Annotated in this window: 14 protein-coding genes; 11 read left to right on the plus strand and 3 right to left on the minus strand. The window is 68.4% G+C overall.

Translation table 11 applies throughout. The features are described from left to right. The first annotated feature begins 126 nt into the window (after positions 1 to 126). The 10 genes from FBY23_RS17100 to FBY23_RS17145 all read left to right on the plus strand — a co-directional run bounded on the left by FBY23_RS17100 (position 127) and on the right by FBY23_RS17145 (position 12,387). A complete protein-coding gene (locus FBY23_RS17100) occupies positions 127 to 1,299 on the plus strand; it encodes a flavohemoglobin expression-modulating QEGLA motif protein (RefSeq protein WP_141799243.1) in 1,173 nt (390 codons plus the stop codon). Positions 1,300 to 1,303: 4 nt separating this feature from the next. Continuing rightward, positions 1,304 to 2,302: a glutathione synthase gene (locus FBY23_RS17105; protein ID WP_141799244.1), complete on the plus strand. Its 999-nt coding sequence runs from the start codon at positions 1,304 to 1,306 to the stop codon at positions 2,300 to 2,302. A gap of 102 nt (positions 2,303 to 2,404) precedes the next feature. Further along, a complete protein-coding gene (locus FBY23_RS17110; protein ID WP_141799245.1) occupies positions 2,405 to 2,704 on the plus strand; it encodes a DUF3303 domain-containing protein in 300 nt (99 codons plus the stop codon). 437 nt (positions 2,705 to 3,141) lie between these two features. Further along, positions 3,142 to 3,543 carry a hypothetical protein gene (locus FBY23_RS17115; protein WP_141799246.1) on the plus strand — a complete coding sequence of 134 codons (402 nt, stop codon included), beginning with the start codon at positions 3,142 to 3,144 and terminating at the stop codon, positions 3,541 to 3,543. 7 nt (positions 3,544 to 3,550) lie between these two features. Further along, positions 3,551 to 4,534, plus strand: a complete 984-nt coding sequence (locus FBY23_RS17120) for a glutathione S-transferase family protein (RefSeq protein WP_141799247.1) — start codon at positions 3,551 to 3,553, stop codon at positions 4,532 to 4,534. A gap of 31 nt (positions 4,535 to 4,565) precedes the next feature. Beyond that, on the plus strand, positions 4,566 to 6,032 hold the full coding sequence (locus FBY23_RS17125) for a hypothetical protein (RefSeq protein ID WP_141799248.1): 1,467 nt from the start codon (positions 4,566 to 4,568) through the stop codon (positions 6,030 to 6,032). 178 nt (positions 6,033 to 6,210) lie between these two features. Continuing rightward, positions 6,211 to 8,745 (plus strand): sensor histidine kinase, encoded by a 2,535-nt coding sequence (locus FBY23_RS17130; protein WP_141799249.1) that lies wholly within the window; start codon positions 6,211 to 6,213, stop codon positions 8,743 to 8,745. 53 nt (positions 8,746 to 8,798) lie between these two features. After that, complete coding sequence (locus FBY23_RS17135; RefSeq protein WP_141799250.1) at positions 8,799 to 9,926, plus strand: hypothetical protein; 1,128 nt, start codon at positions 8,799 to 8,801, stop codon at positions 9,924 to 9,926. Beyond that, positions 9,923 to 10,558, plus strand: coding sequence for a hypothetical protein (locus FBY23_RS17140; protein WP_141799251.1), 636 nt, complete (start codon positions 9,923 to 9,925; stop codon positions 10,556 to 10,558). The genes FBY23_RS17135 and FBY23_RS17140 overlap by 4 nt, the downstream gene beginning before the upstream one ends. Before the next feature lie 62 nt (positions 10,559 to 10,620). After that, complete coding sequence (locus tag FBY23_RS17145) at positions 10,621 to 12,387, plus strand: hypothetical protein (RefSeq protein WP_141799252.1); 1,767 nt, start codon at positions 10,621 to 10,623, stop codon at positions 12,385 to 12,387. Between the two features lie 1,549 nt (positions 12,388 to 13,936). Here FBY23_RS17145 and FBY23_RS17150 read toward each other — a convergent pair. Further along, positions 13,937 to 14,539 (minus strand): bifunctional 2-polyprenyl-6-hydroxyphenol methylase/3-demethylubiquinol 3-O-methyltransferase UbiG, encoded by a 603-nt coding sequence (locus tag FBY23_RS17150; protein WP_141799253.1) that lies wholly within the window; start codon positions 14,537 to 14,539, stop codon positions 13,937 to 13,939. Positions 14,540 to 14,659: 120 nt separating this feature from the next. On the opposite strand from FBY23_RS17150, the gene FBY23_RS17155 reads away from it, so the two are divergent. Next, on the plus strand, positions 14,660 to 15,133 hold the full coding sequence (locus FBY23_RS17155; protein WP_141799254.1) for an SRPBCC domain-containing protein: 474 nt from the start codon (positions 14,660 to 14,662) through the stop codon (positions 15,131 to 15,133). Here FBY23_RS17155 and FBY23_RS17160 read toward each other — a convergent pair. After that, on the minus strand, positions 15,130 to 16,932 hold the full coding sequence (locus tag FBY23_RS17160; RefSeq protein WP_141799255.1) for an acyl-CoA dehydrogenase: 1,803 nt from the start codon (positions 16,930 to 16,932) through the stop codon (positions 15,130 to 15,132). The two genes, FBY23_RS17155 and FBY23_RS17160, sit on opposite strands and share 4 nt — an antisense overlap. Before the next feature lie 14 nt (positions 16,933 to 16,946). Next, positions 16,947 to 17,351, minus strand: coding sequence for a hypothetical protein (locus FBY23_RS17165; RefSeq protein ID WP_141799256.1), 405 nt, complete (start codon positions 17,349 to 17,351; stop codon positions 16,947 to 16,949). Between the last annotated feature and the right edge of the window lie 40 nt (positions 17,352 to 17,391).

Below are 17,391 nucleotides of genomic sequence, written 5' to 3' on the forward strand. Positions count from 1 at the left end.
CCCGAAAGCAGGCTCACCCTCGGGTGACGACCGGCTGGGCGGGTACCGCGCTGACGACGACGGTCCCCAGCCGATGAGGAGCAGGCCCATGACCCTCGACTCCGTGCAGCACCACGAGGACTGAGCATGTCGCCCGCGACCGCCGACCTCGCGCCGGCGCTGGACATCGACACCCGGCTCGCGGAGCTCGAGCGAGGCGTGAACCTGCTGCTCAACACGACGCCGGTCAACGCCGCCGAGGCGTGGGCTGACTTCGAGCACAGCGACTTCGCGACCGCTCCCACCCTTCGGCTCCGGCCGCTGGACTTCGCGCCGGACCTCGCGCTCCGTGACCTCTACGACGTCCGGGTCGAGGACGTGGCGGACCCCGCGCTGCACACGCTGTTCTGCGCGAAGCGCGACGAGATCGCGCGGCAGGTCACCGTGCTGGTGGACCGGGACACGTCGCGCGCCGTCTACGGCTCGCTGCAGCTGTACGGCGGAGTGTCGTCGCCGCTCGCGGCCGCCGCGAGCGAGCTGCTGGACGCCGTCCCGGCTCCGCCGCCGAGCACCCAGAGCGTCACCGCCGGCGTGTTCGCCGACGCGGCTCGCGCGGAGATCGACCGCTACCGCTCGGTCCAGCCGGACTTCTCGGCGGACATCGAGGTGCGTGACGACGTCTCTGAGCTGATGGTGTCCTTCGGTCGGCTGCTCATCCCGGAGGCAGCCACGTTCAGGGCCGACCGGGTCGAGCCGCTCGTCCACCACGAGGTGGGCACCCACGTCGTGACCTACCAGAACGGCGCACGCCAGCCGTTGACCCTGTTGACGGTCGGCCTTCCCGGCTACGACGAGACCCAGGAGGGACTCGCCGTCCTCGCCGAGTACCTCACCGGAGGATTGGACCCGCGGCGACTGCGCGTCCTGGCGGCGAGGGTGCTCGCCGTCGGTCAGATGCTCGACGGAGCCGGGTTCCTGGAGATCTTCGAGAGCCTGCGCGCCGAGCACCAGCTGCCGCCGAGGACGGCGTGGTCCATCGCCGTCCGGGTCGTCGTCGGGGGCGGTTCGGTGAAGGACGCGATCTACCTGCGCGGCATCATGCACATCCTCGAGACCCTGGCCGAGGGAACCGACCTCGAGCCGCTCTTCGTCGGCAAGCTCGCGCTGGACCACCTCCCGTTGGTCCAGGACCTCCTGGACCGCGGGGTGCTGACCGCGCCCTGGGTGCGGCCCCGATGGCTCGAGGTGCCCGGCGCTCAGGCGCGCCTCGAGCGCCTGCGCGCGGGGGTGTCGGTGACCGATCTGTACGAGGGAGGGTGATGACGTGCGCCTGGCACTTCTCGTCAACGACGTCGCCACCGAGGTGGACGAGTACACGACGACCCGTCTCGCCCGAGCCGCGGCGCAGGGCGGGCACGAGGTCTGGTACGTCGGGGTCGGTGACCTCGAGCTCGGGCAGGACGACGGACGGCTCGTGGCACGCGCGCACCGCGCCGAGCTCAACGGCCAGGACACCCTCGAGACGTTCATGGAGCGGATCAAGGACGGCGAGGTCCGACGAGTCGTGATGGACGACCTCGACGCATTGTTCCTGCGCAACGAGTCGATCGACGAGCTGCACGCGCGACCGTGGGCCAGCCCCCTGGGCGCCGTGTTCGGCCAGATGCTCAAGAACCGGGGCGTCACGGTGGTGAACGACCCGAGCTCGCTGGTCCGCGCAACCAGCAAGCTGTACCTCGAGGAGTTCCCGGAGAGCATCCGGCCGCGCTCGCTCGTGACCCGCGACCCGGAGGCGATCGAGCGCTTCGTCGGTCAGGTCGGGCACTCGGTCGTCAAGCCGCTGTACGGGTCCAAGGGCCGCAACGTGTTCATGGTCGGCGACAGGAGCGACACGAACCTGGCGCAGATGACCGAGGCCGTGCTCCAGGACGGCTACGCACTGGTGCAGGAGTTCGTCGACGGCGGCGAGAACGGCGACGCGCGGATCTTCCTGCTCGACGGACAGATCCTCGAGCGGGACGGGACGCCGGCCGGGTTCCGGCGGGTGCCCAAGGACAACGAGACGCGCGCGAACATCAGCAAGGGTGGTCACCCCGTCGGCATGGAGGTCGGCGAGGTCGAACGCGGGATCGTGCGGGCGATGAGCGAGAAGCTGGTGTCCGACGGCATGTTCTTCGTCGGCATCGACATCATCGGCGGCAAGGTGGTGGAGATCAACGCGGAGAGCCCCGGCGGGATGCAGAGCCTCGAGCGGCTCTACGGGGTCGACGTCGGCCCCACCGTCATCGACGCCCTCGCGGACCGCGCGGGCGCCGGGGGGTGATCGCCCGGGCGACGGCCGCCGCGTGCCACGAATGGTGGATGCCGGCCGTCCCGCAGCGGCGTACGGTCCGGAGAGGGACCGAACCGCTCCGAGGAGGTCGCAATGAAGTACGTCATCTCGTGGCTGGCCAAGCCCAGCCTGGGCGAGGCCGAGATCGCCCGGTCTCTGCAGGTCTTCGGCAAGTGGACGCCGTCCGAGACCGTCACCTTCGAGCAGTTCGTGGGTCGCGCGGACGCCAGGGGCGGGTTCGCTGTCGTCACGACCGACGACGTCAATGCGGTCGTGCGCGACATGGCGACCTTCGGCACCTGGTTCGACATGGAGGTCGTGCCCGTCGTCGAGATGGGCGACCTGGCGACCATCTCCGCCGAGGCGGTCGGCTTCATCGCGTCGGTCGGCTGAGCCTGCCACGAGCCGGCTCCACCTGCCCCTCGCGCTCGCGACCGTGGTGTTCCTCGCCGTGCCCGCCTCGGCGCGCTCGTCGACCCGGACACCGGCGTGAGCACGGCGATCACGATCACCGGCGGCGAGCTGGCCCCCGGTACGCCGGACGGTCTCCAGCTCGAGGGGCACCGGCTCTTCGTGGTCGAGAACTTCGCGAGCACGATCGTCGAGCTCGCCTGTCGGACGACCTCACCACCGGCACCCTGGCCGACGCCATCACGTCCGACCGGCTGCACGTGCCCACGACCATGGCGGTCAAGGGCGACACGATCGCAGCGTCAACGGCCGGTTCGACCTCGGACTACCGCCGCCGTTCGGGCCGGAGGCGCCGCCCGGGACGACGTTCGACGTCGCGCTGGTACGCCCCTAGGAGGCGTGCCTCACAGGCGGACCCGGTGGCGAGTGCCCTCCACGCCACCGGGTACTGGCGGGGCGTCCCCGAGACCCGACCAGCGGAGGAGCTCCCCGTGATCCACCTCGCCCCGATCGGCACGATCAAGCACATCGCCGGCGCCGCCGCGAAGGCACCTGCAACCGTTGCCGGAACAGTCGTAGGGATGGCCCGGACGGCCGCCCGGCGGGTGCGCGGTGGGGACGCCGAGCGGACGCCGACCATCTCGCCCGACGAGCCCGTCAACGTGACCGAGGAGCTCGGCCTCGACCCGGCGCCCGTCGCGAAGCCCCGTCCCCGCAAGACGCCTGCCCCGCCGCCCGTCACGGGCATCGACGCGCAGGCCGACCCCGGCCATGTCGACGCCACTCCTGCCGACATCGCCGACGCGGTGAAGAAGGACTGAGCCGGGCGTGGCCTACGCGACGAAGGGCAAGGCCTTCGAACGGGACACGAGGTACGTCCCGGACCGCATCACCCGCGACGAGGGCCACAGCCAGGACCCCCACGTCGCCCGCCTCGACGTACCGACCTGGCCCGTCGAGCCTGGGCGCTACCGCCTGGTCGCCGCCCGAGCCTGCCCCTGGGCCAACCGCTCGATCATCGTGCGGATCCTGCTCGGCCTCGAGGACGTCGTCTCGCTCGGCCTGGCCGGACCGACCCACGACAAGCGCAGCTGGCGCTTCGACCTCGATCCCGGTGGCGTCGACCCGGTGCTGCGCTACGAGCGCCTCGAGCAGGCCTACCTGGCGCGGGACCCGTCGTACGACCGGGGCGTCACCGTCCCGGCAATGGTCGACGTACCGACGAGGTCGCTGGTGACCAACGACTTCCCGGCGATCACCCACGACCTCTTCTTCGAGTGGCGCGACCACCACCGGCCCGACGCACCCGACCTGTGGCCCGAGGAGTGCCGCGAGGAGATGGACCAGGTCATGGAGCGGGTCTTCACCGAGGTCAACAACGGCGTGTACCGGTGCGGCTTCGCCGGGACCCAGGAGGCGTACGACGCGGCGTACGACCGCCTCTGGACCGCGATGGACTGGCTGGAGGACCGGCTGACCGACCGGCGCTACCTGATGGGCGAGGCGATCACCGAGGCCGACGTGCGGCTGTTCACGACACTGGCGCGGTTCGACGCGGTCTACCACGGCCACTTCAAGTGCAACCGCAACAAGCTGAGCGAGATGCCGGTGCTGTGGGCCTACGCACGCGACCTGTTCCAGACGCCCGGCTTCGGCGAGACGATCGACTTCGACCAGATCAAGCAGCACTACTACGTCGTGCACGAGGACATCAACCCGACCGGGATCGTGCCGAAGGGGCCGGACGAGGCTCCCTGGCGCGCCACGCACGGGCGGGAGAGGCTCGGACGACCGGCGTCCCGATCCGCTTGATATCGAACACCAGTTCGACTACCATACTCGTATGGCACCCACCGTCGACACCAGCGCAGCGGAGCTGCTCGCTGCCGAGGAGGCCGGCGTGCGCCACAGGAGGCAGCTGGAGGTCGACGCGCTGCTGCGACTCCTGGCCTGGTGCGACCTGCACTCGCTCGACCCGCAGTCCCAACCGGGCGCCGTACCAGTGCGGTTGGGCGGCGACCGCCTCGTGCGCCTGGGCGGCGAGGGCACGCCGCAGACCTCCGAGCTGTGCATGGCCGAGTTCGCCGTCGCCAGCAACGCCGGATGGATCGCCACCTCCCACCGCGCAGCCGCGGCACTCGACCTGCGCCACCGCCTCCCCCGCCTGTGGGAGCGGGTCCAGCGCCTCGACGTCGAGGTGTGGGTCGCCCGCAGGATCGCCGACCTCTCCCGCAACCTCACCCGCGCCGCGGTCGAGATCGTCGACATCTCCCTCGCCGCGGCCTGCGACCTGACGCCGGGCAAGCTGATCGAGCTCGCCGAGGCCCGCATCATCGAAGCCGACCCGCAGGCCCACCGCGACCGGATCGCCGCCGAAGAGGCCCGCGTCGGCGTGTTCGCCCGCCGTCGCCGCGCCGGCGACGCGGTCGCCGACATCGACGGCCAGGCAGGCGTCCAGCCGATCACCCTCAGGCTCCCCAACGCGGGCGCCCTCGAGTTCACCACCAGCGTCGAGGAGCTCGCGCAGGCCCTGGCCGACCACCACGTCCCCGACGACGAGGACGACGTCGCGACCATGGACCAGCTCCGAGCCCGCGCGGTCGAACTGCTCGCCGCCCCCCATGCCGCCGTCCGCTTCCTCGAAGGGCTCCGGGAGCCCGAGACACCCGAGACTCCCCCGGCGCCGACGACCACACGAGCACCGCGCAAAGCCACCGTCTACGTCCACATCGACGCCGCCGTCCTCACCGGTCTCACCACCGGTCTCACCACCGGTGTCGCCACCGGTGTCGCCACCGGTGTCGCCCGCGTGGAGGACCTGGGACCGATGCTCCTCGAGCAGATCGCCGCCCTGGTACGCCACCGCTCCATCGACCTGCACCCGGTCATCGACCTCAACTCCGGCACCGCCGTCGACGCCTACGAGCACCCCACGGCCTGCAAGGAGCGCACCCAGCTCCGCACCGGCGGCGACGTCTTCCCCCACTCCGCCTCCCGCACCCGCCGCCTGGACCACGACCACGTCACGCCCTACGACAAGAACGGACCCCCCGGCCAGACCGGCGACCTCAACGACGCCCCACTCACCCGCCGACACCACCGGGCCAAGACCCACCTCCCCTACCGCACCCGCCAGCTCGGCCTCGGCGCCTACCGGTGGGAGACCCCGCACGGCCTACTCCGCGTCGTGACCCGGTACGGCACGACCGTCGCCGAACCGCTGCGCACCACCGACGGCACACTGATCGGCGAGGTCTACCCCGCGCGGTATGACGTGCGGTACGAGGGCAGCGCGCCCGCGTCTGCCTGATCTGACTGCGGCGGTGCGTCAGTTCGCCCAGAATGACGCTCCAAGCTCTGTCTAGGACGCCTGACTACAAGACCGCGGGTCGGGGCACGGCGCGCCTCCCCTCCACGCCGCATCCAGGAAGAAGTCTTCTAAGATCCCATGGAGCGTCATTGAATCCGAGCTGAGAAAAGGAGTTGTGTTGGCCGAGCCACGTCAGCTTTCCTTCTCGGTCGACACCCACCTGCTTCGCGAACTCGGCGCACTCCTAGTCGGGCGCGACTCCACCGCCCTGCTTGAGCTCATCAAGAACTCCTACGACGCGGACGCGACCGCTGTGACAGTGCATGGAGAACGGCTCGGCGAACCGGACGGGCGCATCGTCGTCAGCGACGACGGCCTGGGCATGACCCTGAAGCGATTCGAGGACTCGTTCCTCCGCATCGCCGGTCGCACGAAAGAGACCGGCAACCGTCGATCCCCGAAGTATCTGCGCCGCTTCACCGGAGCGAAAGGCATCGGACGGCTCGCAGCTCACAAACTCTCGAGCCGCCTTGAAGTGACCAGCGTCCCTGACGACCTGATGCTCGGCGACGAAGGCGACGAGCGGTTCGGCGTTCGCGCGACCCTGAACTGGGACGCGATGGAAGAGCGCAGCGACGACATCACAGCCCTCGACAAAGAGTCGCTGTACGCGCTCCCCCTCGAACCTGCCGAAGGGTCCCCCCACGGGACCACGATGGCGTTGGAGAATCTTCGCGGCGACTGGCCGAGCCGACGCCTGAGCGACTTCCTCAGCGAGATCCGGAGCTGTCAACCGGCCCGCGTACTCGTCGCTCCACTCCCCACCACCGCGGTCGACCGAGAAGTGCTCTTCAAGTACCCGGTGGTCCGCGACTCGGGAAAGGAAGACCCGGGGTTCGAGGTCGAGTTCACCGGAGAGCTCGCGGGCAGTGAAGAGATGTGGCAGACGCTCACCGAGCGCGCTGACTGGATTTTGGAAATCGACGCCAACAGCAAGGGCATCACCTACGGAATTGCCCCGACGCTGCGTAGGCAACGGAGCCTGCCTGATGAACTGGGTCCCTACGCCGATGAGTGGCTTCTGGGCCGCACCTACAGCCGCGACCACCCGCAACCGAAAGACGGTCCGTTCTTCCAGGCTCGCATCCTTATCACCGAAGGCTCCGTCGGCACCTCACGGAAGGCCGGGGGGCTACGCGCCTTCGAGATGCAGGAATCAGGCATCCGGGTCTTCCTCGAGGGTTTCCGGGTTCTCCCCTACGGCGGCCGGCGAGATGACTGGCTCGGCCTGGATGCCGATTATGTCCGCCGAGTCCGCGACCTAGACATCCCGGACGACATTGACCTCGACCGGCGAGCGAGGGAAGGTTTCGTCCTTCTCGGGAACCGTTCCTACTACGGGGCTGTGTTCCTCACCGAGGACGGCGTCAAGCATCTTCAGGCGCTCGTCAACCGCGAAGGTTTCGTTCCCGACACCTACTTCATCGCGCTGCGCGACATGGTGCGTACCGGACCGGATCTGGTCACCCGGACCCGCGCCGCCATCCGAGACCTAGCGGCCCAGTACAAGTCCGAACTCGAACCTGAAGACGACGAGGACGAAGACGACGCATCCGGCGAGGACGGCGACACCGACGGCCAGGCCGGCGACGAAGCGACCCAGGACGCCGACGAGGAAGCCGAGGACGGCGATGGGTCCGACGACGCCGCCGATGACGACGAGGCCTCCAACGACGGCGACTCGGAAAGCGACGAACCTGCGGCTGACGACGACATCATCGACGCCGAGGTCCCCGCAACAAGTGAGCTGGAACGACTGGTCACCGCCGCGGCGATCACCGCCTCAGACATCCGCTCGGCTCCGACCGAATCGTTGGTTCGGACAAAGCACTCCGAACTCCAGTCCGTGCTCCGGTCCATCTCGCTCCGCGTAGAAGCCGCGGAGAACGAGCAGGCGAACCTGCGTGCGCTGGCCTCAGTCGGTGCGCAGTACAGCGCCTTCATCCACGAGATCAACGGTCTCCTTGGACAGGCACAGACACTGCGTCGCCTTCTCGACGCCTTGCTGTCGGACTTGACCGCATCGAAGTCAATTGGCACCGCACAGAGACGCGAACTGCGCACCATCATCGGGGCAGCCGACGAGCTCGTCCTCTCCCTCACTCGCCAGGCGAGCTACCTCACCGAAATTGTCGGCCCCGACGCACGGCGTCGCCGCACCCGCATGCGTGTCGAGGACCGCGTTCAGTCGGTTCTGAGGCTCCTCGCCCCCCGTATCCAGGACCGCAACCTGCAGGTCAGCTTGGGCATCGACCCAGAACTGAAGTCTCCACCGATGTTCGCGGCCGAGGTCGCCATCGTGATGACGAACCTACTCAGCAATGCCATCAAGTTCGCCGGCGACGGCGGCAAGATCGCGATCTCCGCTGGCATCGACGACGACGCCCGCCTTCACCTGCGCGTCGAGAACACCGGCGCCCGGGTCGGCCAGAAGGACCGGACGCGGTACTTCCGGCCGTTCGAGTCCAGCACCACCGAAGTCGACGTCATCCTCGGTCAAGGCATGGGCCTAGGTCTGCCGATTGTGCGGAACCTGGCCGAGGACTACGGCGGCGAGGCCTCCTTCGTCGATCCCACCGCCGGGTACGCGACCGCAGTCGAGGTCATTATCCCGGACCCGCGGCCCGACCTCGCACGCCGTCGATCAAAATGACCTCAGAACACCTCCCCGTCCGCCCTGACCCAGTAAAGCCCCGAGGAGTCTCGGTGACTGACAAGCCCACGATCTACCTTGTCGATGATGACGACCAGAAGGGACAAGCACTCGACCTTTCCAGGCACGGCGTGGACGCACAGTGGCTGTACCCGATCGAGATCACCCAGTCACACCTGCGGGCAGCGACACTTCTCGCTGTCGATGAGTACTTCAACCTGCGCGCGAGGACCGACAACGAGGACTGGGACCTACCGACCGGCCTCCCGGTAGCCGTCGTGCCACCGGACGGGCTCGCGCTCGCCGCCGTGCTTCGCTCCGCCACCGTCGAACTTTCCGACCGGTCCAAGGGCCCCATCGGCATCACGATGCGAACCTCGAACCTCGCTCAACTCGCACAGGGCCTTCCGAAAGCGGTCAGACAGCCTCTGGTGGCTGCGCAGTACGACCTGGAATGGGCGGTGACCAAGGAGAACGAGGACGGCGTCGACCCGAACCAGCAGCTCGCGGCGCTCGCGACGGCACTTCACACATACCCGACCGACTGGGAGACCGGCCCGACCGACGTTGGACTCAAGTGGCTCGACATTCCAGCCGAGCCATGGGCGCACACCGCCCGTCGGCAGGTACTAGCGTGCCGGCCACCGATGAACACAACGACCAAGAACCGTCACCACCTCGCGTGGCTTCGATGGCTGGCCCAGCGGGCGCTGCCATTCCCGACCTTCGTGGTCTCCGACATATATGCCGCCACAGCTCTCGGCATCACGGTCGATAGCTTCCGCGCCGCTCAAACGAATCTTGCCAGCGGGTTGGGACAACTGCTGGCAGCCGTGATCTACAACGGTCCACTTGCCGGACTCCAGACCACCCGGTACTGGAGGGCGGGCATCCATCACATAGCTGCCTCCGCGGTCGAGGACCCAAGCGATGCCGACGACGCCCTCGAGGTCGGTCATGCGCTCGCGGAAGCACACCCGGACCTGGTGCCACTCGGCCTCGATGACCCAGTGGTTGTCGTCGACGATCAGTACTACCCCGCCGACCAACCGGTCGAACGAGTCGACGCCACCCGGCTCGCACCCGACTACTGGCCAGCGTTCGCCGACTCGGCGTGGGCAACGGCGGCGGACGCATCCGAAGCTGCGATGCAGCGCCTCCTTCCCCCGAAGTTGAAGTGACCGCCCAGCCGCCGAAGGCGCAACCGCAGAAGACCAGTGTCGTCGTCGCCGACACCGGTCCTCTTCTGTGCGTCGGCGCTCTCGGCACAAACGGCTTCGACCTCCTTCGGCGCCGATTTGTCGCAAACGGCATCGACGTCATCAAGCCGGCGACGGTTCATTCCGAGCTCTACAACCGCAGCGTAAAGAACGACGCCCTCAGTCTTCCCGCACTGCGGGCGTATAAGAGTTCAATGCTGAAGGTCGACAATCGGCAGTTGAACCAATCCGTTCGCGACGTGCTGCGCAAGCAGATCGAGGCGGAGGTCATCAAGCGCGCTCAGCTCCAGGGACGCACGGTGACTCCCGACCCCAACGCCAATGGCGGAGAGATCGACGCAATCATGGTCGCAAAACACGAGAACAGCTTGCTGCTGTGCAACGAGCGTCCCGCCCGAAAGGTTGCCACCGGCCTGGGCCTCACGGTGGTTACGTTCGCACACCTTCTCCGTGCCGCGATGGCGGACGGTGAGATTGCCGCGGCCGACGTCGACCAGTACCTGAAGCACCTTCCACCGGCGACCTTTGACATCGGCATCAAGAACCCGACTTCGCTGACCATCAACTCGCTCCCAAGAATTCCCGACCTGTGACTGCCGCGCCACTGCGTAGCCAACAGACCTCGGCGCCGTCATCCTTCGTGAGCAGTTCGCAGATGCCTTCAGCCGAAGATGCACTGGTCGTGGTCACCGACGCGATTGCGTGGACACGAACCGCGAAGTACCGGGCTCTCCCCGAAACTGCCGTGCCAGGCACGACCACAAGCGAACGACGAGCCCTCGCGGCACTTGGCGCCCTGGTAGCCGAGGTCATCGACCCGAGCTCAGTCGCTGACGCTGACGTCCCAGAGGACATCGTCGGCTGGCTCAGGCCGCACGCCCGCATACAACCCGACTCACGCGTACTGAACGAACTTGCCGACCGCTTGCGAGCAGTACTCGCCGTCAACGGACCGATCGACGCGCTCGCTGCCATCTACGAGGGCATCATCGCGGGCCCCAATCGACGTCACCTCGGCACCTTTTTCACCCCTCCTCATGTGGTCCAGCACATGCTCACCCTCTGTCACTCCGAACTCCCAACGATTCCGAACCACGTCATCGACCCCGGCGCAGGCGTAGGCGCCTTCACTCTTGCCGCACCGGCGATCTGGCCCGAATCAGACATTCACGCCATCGACATCAACGTCGTCACCCTCGGCATGCTCCTCGCACGCCCATCGACGATTCGACGTAGTGGCAACCAGATCCACCATGAACTTGACGACTTCCTGAGGTGGCTCACGACCTCCGCAGTCGAGCTGACGGGACCCCGTCTCTTTCTGGGCAATCCGCCATACACACGCGTCCACGACATGTCCCCGGCACTTCGCGCATCGGCTTTCGAGGCATCAGGGGATCTCGTCGCGAATCGCCTTGCCGGGCTTTCCACCCACTTCACGGCAGCAATCCTGCGCAGCCTGCGTCCAGAAGACTCCACCTGCCTGCTGATTCCCGGCAACTGGTCCTACACCAAGTACGGCTCCGAACTTCGCGCATGGCTGTGGACCCAGGGCCGCCGGCATGTTCGACTCTCGTACTTCCCGGTTGAAACCGAAGTGTTCCCCGGGACCCGCGTGACGGCGATGATCCTGTACGTCGGCCCAGAGCGGGGAGTCGAACAACCGTTCACCATTGAACGCCTCCGCTACACGCCGGACTCGGTCTCAGTGGGATCGGAACAGGTCGTCCCTCGCACCGGCCCCGCGCCCGGTCGGTTCGACTCCATAGCCCTCGGCCGCGCCACCATTCCCCCGAACGGGGGCAACGTCGCACTGGTGAAGCTCGGCGAGCTCGTGACCACACGGCGCGGAACCGCGACCGGAGCCAACCACTTCTTCTTCGTCGATGACACCACTGCTGAGCGCCTAGGACGTCATCACTTCGTTCCAGGCATAACCCGCGCCACACACGTCGACGGAAACACCCTGACCAACGCGAAGCACGCCGCTCTCGCAGATGCCGGTCACCCCGCTTGGCTCCTCCACCTAACCGAAAAGCCAGATGAGGGCGACCCTATCGCCGCCTACATCGCGGAAGGTGAATCCCACGGCCTCCAGCACCGATATCTCACCAAGGACCGACAGAACTGGTGGGATGTCGAGAAGGTGGCCGCACCCGACCTTCTTTTCACGCCGTTCAGTAGAGACCGCTACCGGTTCATCGTGAACTTGGCCAAAGCCGTTCCCTCGAACAACCTGTACGGCATGACTCTCAAACGTGGATGCAGTTGGACGGCGAAGCAGCTCGCCGAGTACCTGTCCAGCGACGCAGGCCGAAGCGCGCTTCGAGGAGTGGCTCGCCAGTATCAAGGTGGTTCGTTCAAGCTTGAGCCGAGAGAAATGTTGGACGCGTTGGTGCCGGTCGTCCCACCTTCACTTTGAAGGTCACTCTCAGTTGAGATCCAAACAACGATGAGGCGGGCTATCTGTTTGTGACTCGCGGTCCCGAGTGACTCTATGCAGACGAAGGCGCTGCACGGCATCACGGTGAAAGTGAACAAGTGTGGCTGCAGACGATGCGGGGGCTTGCGACGTTCCTATACCCGCGACCGATCTGCATGTGCACTCCGCCGCCACTCCTAACCGCGAACAAAGCTGCGTCACACCGCCACCTGCGAGCCACCGAACTCCGGCAGCGTAGTTAGAAGTCCCCTGATCGTTCAGCAGTCCCCATCGCGGAAATCCAAGGCCGTTAACCCGCCCGAGCGCCGATCGCGGGGCAGCCTGTTTGTCCCAGTCTGCCGCATCACGGACTCGTCCGAATCGGACGAAACCCTCCCTGCACCGCGTAATCGCCTGAGGCCCTCGGCCTCGTCGGCCGGTCGGCAACCCTCGAGCGGGCTTACGAGCAGTTGTCTTACGCTCCGCGTGTGGCTCGACGACGTCCTGGGAGATGCGCACTCTGCGCTCAGCACGCTGACCTCCTAGAGGAGGAGGACATCTTCCCTACATGGGCGCGCAATGAACTCCAAGCGGCGCTGGCTGAGTCCCCGATCAATGGACAATGGCCGCCAAGAGTGGTATTCCGAGCATGCCCGGACTGTAACCGTGGTCTCGGTAGAGAGTTCGAGGACCCTGCCGCACCCATCCTGAAGCCGTTAGCCCGCGGAGAGCGCGCCACCCTAGACGCTGGTCAGATGGCGATTATCGCGGGGTGGGCGTGGCTCAAGGACATCGAATACATCCTCGGCCGTGACCGTCTTTGGACGCAGCGAGAGGGCGAGACCGTTCTCACCGATCGCAGTCGGGCACATTGGCAAGCACAACTCACCGAGCTTCGGATGTGGCGGCGGCCCCCGACGGGATACATCCTGCGCCTCGCCGCGCTTGGTCCCGCCGCCGAGGATGCGCACTACCGGCCGTTCCTCCCGACTGGTTGGCGCCCGGGACACGCGCAACTCAGCACCTGCAACGGAGTTGGTCTACTCATCATCGAGTCGGTGCTGACGACGCCCGACAATGCTGCCGCTGTTGTCGAGAGCACGCGGCGAGACAGCCGGGCGAAGGTGATCTGGCCACTCCAGCGGCCAGTTGTAGAAGTTGGGGCCGAGACTGTGCCGCTCAACCACCATGACCGATGGCGCGACGAGCATCGATTCCACCCGAGAAGTGCTTGGGGCGGAGGGTGGCGTGTTCGGGTGCCCAGAGACCAAGCGATCGGGCCGAATTCGGGCGCCTCTCACGTTGACCGAGCCCCCTGACACGGTGCCCGGTCGAGTCGCGGACATAGGTGCCACGGTTGGCTTCAATACTTCCCCCTCGTGCCACTGGACGGAGATGCTCGCCCACAGGTCGGCGGTCGAAACACTGCCCGCTTGGGAACTCAGTCGAAGGTCGTCGGCGGGTACTCGGCGAGCTGCGTCAGTCCGCCGCGAGTGGGCTGGCAACCGCGGACGCCAGCCCAGCTCTCCGGGAAGGTCGAGGCGCCCAGTCACGCCCCTCGGGCCAACTCCGCCCGCCACCAGCCGCCGCCCTCGATCCGCTCCACCCGACGCATCTCGAGCCCACCGGCAGCGAACTCCTCGACTTCGCCCCGCGTCAGCGGCCACGGCGGTCCGGCGACCTCGACCCCGTCATCGCGCGCGGTGGCCAGGACCAGCAGCGTGCCACCGGGAGCCACCAGCGCTGCGATCGTCTGCGCGGCCGACGAGTGCTGCTCGGGCGGCATCGACTGGACGGTCAGGCTCTCCACCACCAGGTCGAACCTGCCGTGCCAGTCGGACGGAAGGTCCAGGACGTCGGCGACGAGGTAGGTCACGGTGCTGGCGGGGTGCTTGCGCCGGGCGGCGGCGATCGCGGTCGGCGCGAAGTCGAAGCCTGTGGTCCGGTACCCGAGCTGGGCCAGGTACTCGGCGTCGGCGCCGTAGCCGCACCCCACCACCAGCGCCTCGCGGCCGCCGCCCGCCAGCCCCTGCTCCTCAGCCCACTCCACCAGCTGGGGCCGGGCGGCGCCGTGGTCCCAGGGCGGGCGCGCCTGACCGGCCTCGGCCCCGGCGTAGATCGCCTCGAACATGTTGGAGGGCTCGCCCGTCATGACTCGAGGCTACGCACGGTGGCAGATCGCCTCCAGGAATTCTTCGCGGTCGATGTCGAGAACCCGGCGCCGGGTCCGTCCCTGGAGTGAATGGCACCAACGCCCCTGAGGAGAACCACCATGCAGGACAACACCACCGTCACCCTTCGCCGCAGCCTCCCCGTCCCGCCCGAGCGCGTCTGGGAGCTGTGGACCACCGCCGCGGGCATCGCGGCGTGGTGGGCACCCGACGGGTTCGAGACCACGGTCGACCGGATCGAGGTGCGCCCGGGTGGCTCGCTCGACTACACGATGACGGCGACCGGCCCGGAGCAGGTCGCGTTCATGGAGCAGGCCGGGATGCCGCTGTCGACGGCGTCGCACAAGGAGTTCACCGAGGTCGTCGAGCCGACCCGGCTGGCCTACGTGTCACTGATCGACTTCGTGCCCGGCGTCGCCCCCTACGACCATCTGACCGTCGTCACCCTCGAGCGCACCCCGACCGGGACCGACGTCGTCATGGAGTCCGAGCGGCTGCACGACGAGGAGTGGACCGGGCGCATCGTCGCCGGTCGCACCAACGAGCTCGACAACCTCGATCGGCTGGTGGGCTAGAGGGTGGCTGGGTCGACCTCGTTGAACAGCTGGTCACCGCCCGCGAGCAGGTCGAGCATCGGCCCGACCTTCGGGAGCTCGTGGGTGAGGAAGTAGCGGCCGGCGGCGCGCTTGCCGTCGTAGAACGCGCCTCCGCGGTCGCCGACCGCGACCAGCTGGTCGAGCCAGGTCCAGGCCACCACGATGTGGCCGGCCGCCTCGAGGCCCGTCGTCGCGTTGACCAGAGCGGCGTGGGGGTCACCCGACTCCCACGCCGCGGCGACGGCCGCGGCGAACCGGTCGGCGGCGGCCGACACCCGCTCTGCGTACGACGCGAGCACCTCGTCACCCGTCCCCCGGGCTCGGTCGACGGTCTCCCGGACCGCCTCGAGCAGGAGCTGCAGGCCGGTCCCGCGGGACTGGACCAGCTTGCGGCCGAGCAGGTCGAGGGCCTGGATGCCGTGGGTGCCCTCGTGGATCGGGTTGAGGCGGTTGTCGCGGTAGAGCTGCTCGACGCCGTACTCCCTCGTGTAGCCGTAGCCGCCGTGGACCTGGATGGCCAGGTCGTTGGCCGCCAGGCACCACTGCGAGGGCCAGCTCTTCACGATCGGGGTCAGCACGTCGAGCAGCGCGCCCGCGCGCTCGCGGGCCTCGGCGGACGGGTGGGTGTGCTGCTCGTCGAGCAGGAGCGCGGCGCGCAGTACGAGCGCGAGCCCGCCCTCGACGTACGACTTCGAGGCGAGCAGCATCCGGCGTACGTCGGCGTGCTCGGCGATCGGGACCGGCGGGGTGGCCGGGTCCTTGCCTGCGAGCGGACGGCCCTGGACCCGCTCCCGCGCGTAGGCGAGCGCGCGCAGGTAGCCGGTGTAGCCCAGCGCGACCGCGCCGGCGCCGACCCCGATCCGGGCCTCGTTCATCATGTGGAACATGACCGCGAGGCCGCGGCCCTCCTCGCCGACGAGCTCGCCGACGGCGCCGGGCGCACCGCCCGGGAGGTGCCGGCCCTCGCCGAAGTTGAGCACCGTGTTGACGGTGCCGCGGAAGCCCATCTTGTGGTTGAGCCCGGCCAGGGAGACGTCGTTGGGCTCGCCCCGATCGCCGGACGCGCTCACGACGTACTTCGGCGTCGCGAACAGCGAGAGCCCCTTCACGCCCGGCGGCGCGCCCTCGACCCGGGCGAGGACGAGGTGGACGATGTTCTCGCCGAGCTCGTGGTCGCCGCCGGAGATCCACATCTTGTTGCCGAACAGGCGGAAGGTCCCGTCCGGCTGGCGTACGGCGCGGGTCGCGACGTCGGCCAGCGAGGAGCCGGCCTGCGGCTCGGAGAGGCACATGGTGCCGAACCAGCGTCCGTCGAGCATCGGGGGCACGAGGCGCGCGACCTGCTCGGGTGAGGCGTGCGCGAGCAGCAGGTTGGCGTTGGCCATGGTCAGCATCGGGTAGCCCGACGTCGACACGTTGGCCGCCTGGAACCACGCGAAGCACGCCTGCTGTACGACGTGCGGCAGCTGCCCGCCGCCGACCGACTCGTCCATCGCGGCCGACACCAGCCCGGCCTCGGCGAAGGCCCGCACCGCCGCGCCCACCTCGGGCACGATCGTGACCTTCTCGCCGTCGAACTGCGGCTCCTGGGCGTCGCTGAGCGCGTTGTGCGGGGCGAACTGCGCCGCCGCCAGCTCGGCGGACAGGTCGAGCACCGCGTCGAAGGTGTCGCGGCTGTGCTCGGCGTACCGCTCCCGCGCGCACAGCGCCGCCACGTCGAGCCACTCGTGGAGCAGGAACGCGAGGTCTCGGCGGGCCAGCAGCAGGTCGGGGCTCATGGGGTCAGCCTGCCTCACGCCGGAGGTACGACGACCGGCATCCCCGCGAGCGGTGCACCTGCCACGGTCACCACCCCCACCATCCGTGCCGACGCCCCGAGCAGCGTCGCGCCGTGGTCGGTGCGCAGTGCCGAGCGCCCGAACTGGACCTCGAGCACGCCGATCCTCAGCCGGCCGCCCTCGCGGACCAGCGCCACCTCCCCGCGGCGCGGGCGCCGGTCGGTCGAGACCAGCAGCTCGGTCCCGGCCGGCCACCCGTGGGAGGCGAGCGCGTCGTTGCGCAGCCGGATCCGCACGTCCTCGCCGTCGGTGACGACCTTGGCCGCCGCCGGCCTGGCGCGGGCGGCCGGGGGCTCGGGCGGTGGCAGGTCGAGCGGCAGGCACTCCTGGGCCGCCACCCCGCCTCGGACCGAACGCATGTTCGAAGCCTAGCGGGTCCGCGGCCGATCTTGGTACGTC

Source organism: Nocardioides sp. SLBN-35 (assembly GCF_006715725.1).
GTDB lineage: Bacteria > Actinomycetota > Actinomycetes > Propionibacteriales > Nocardioidaceae > Nocardioides.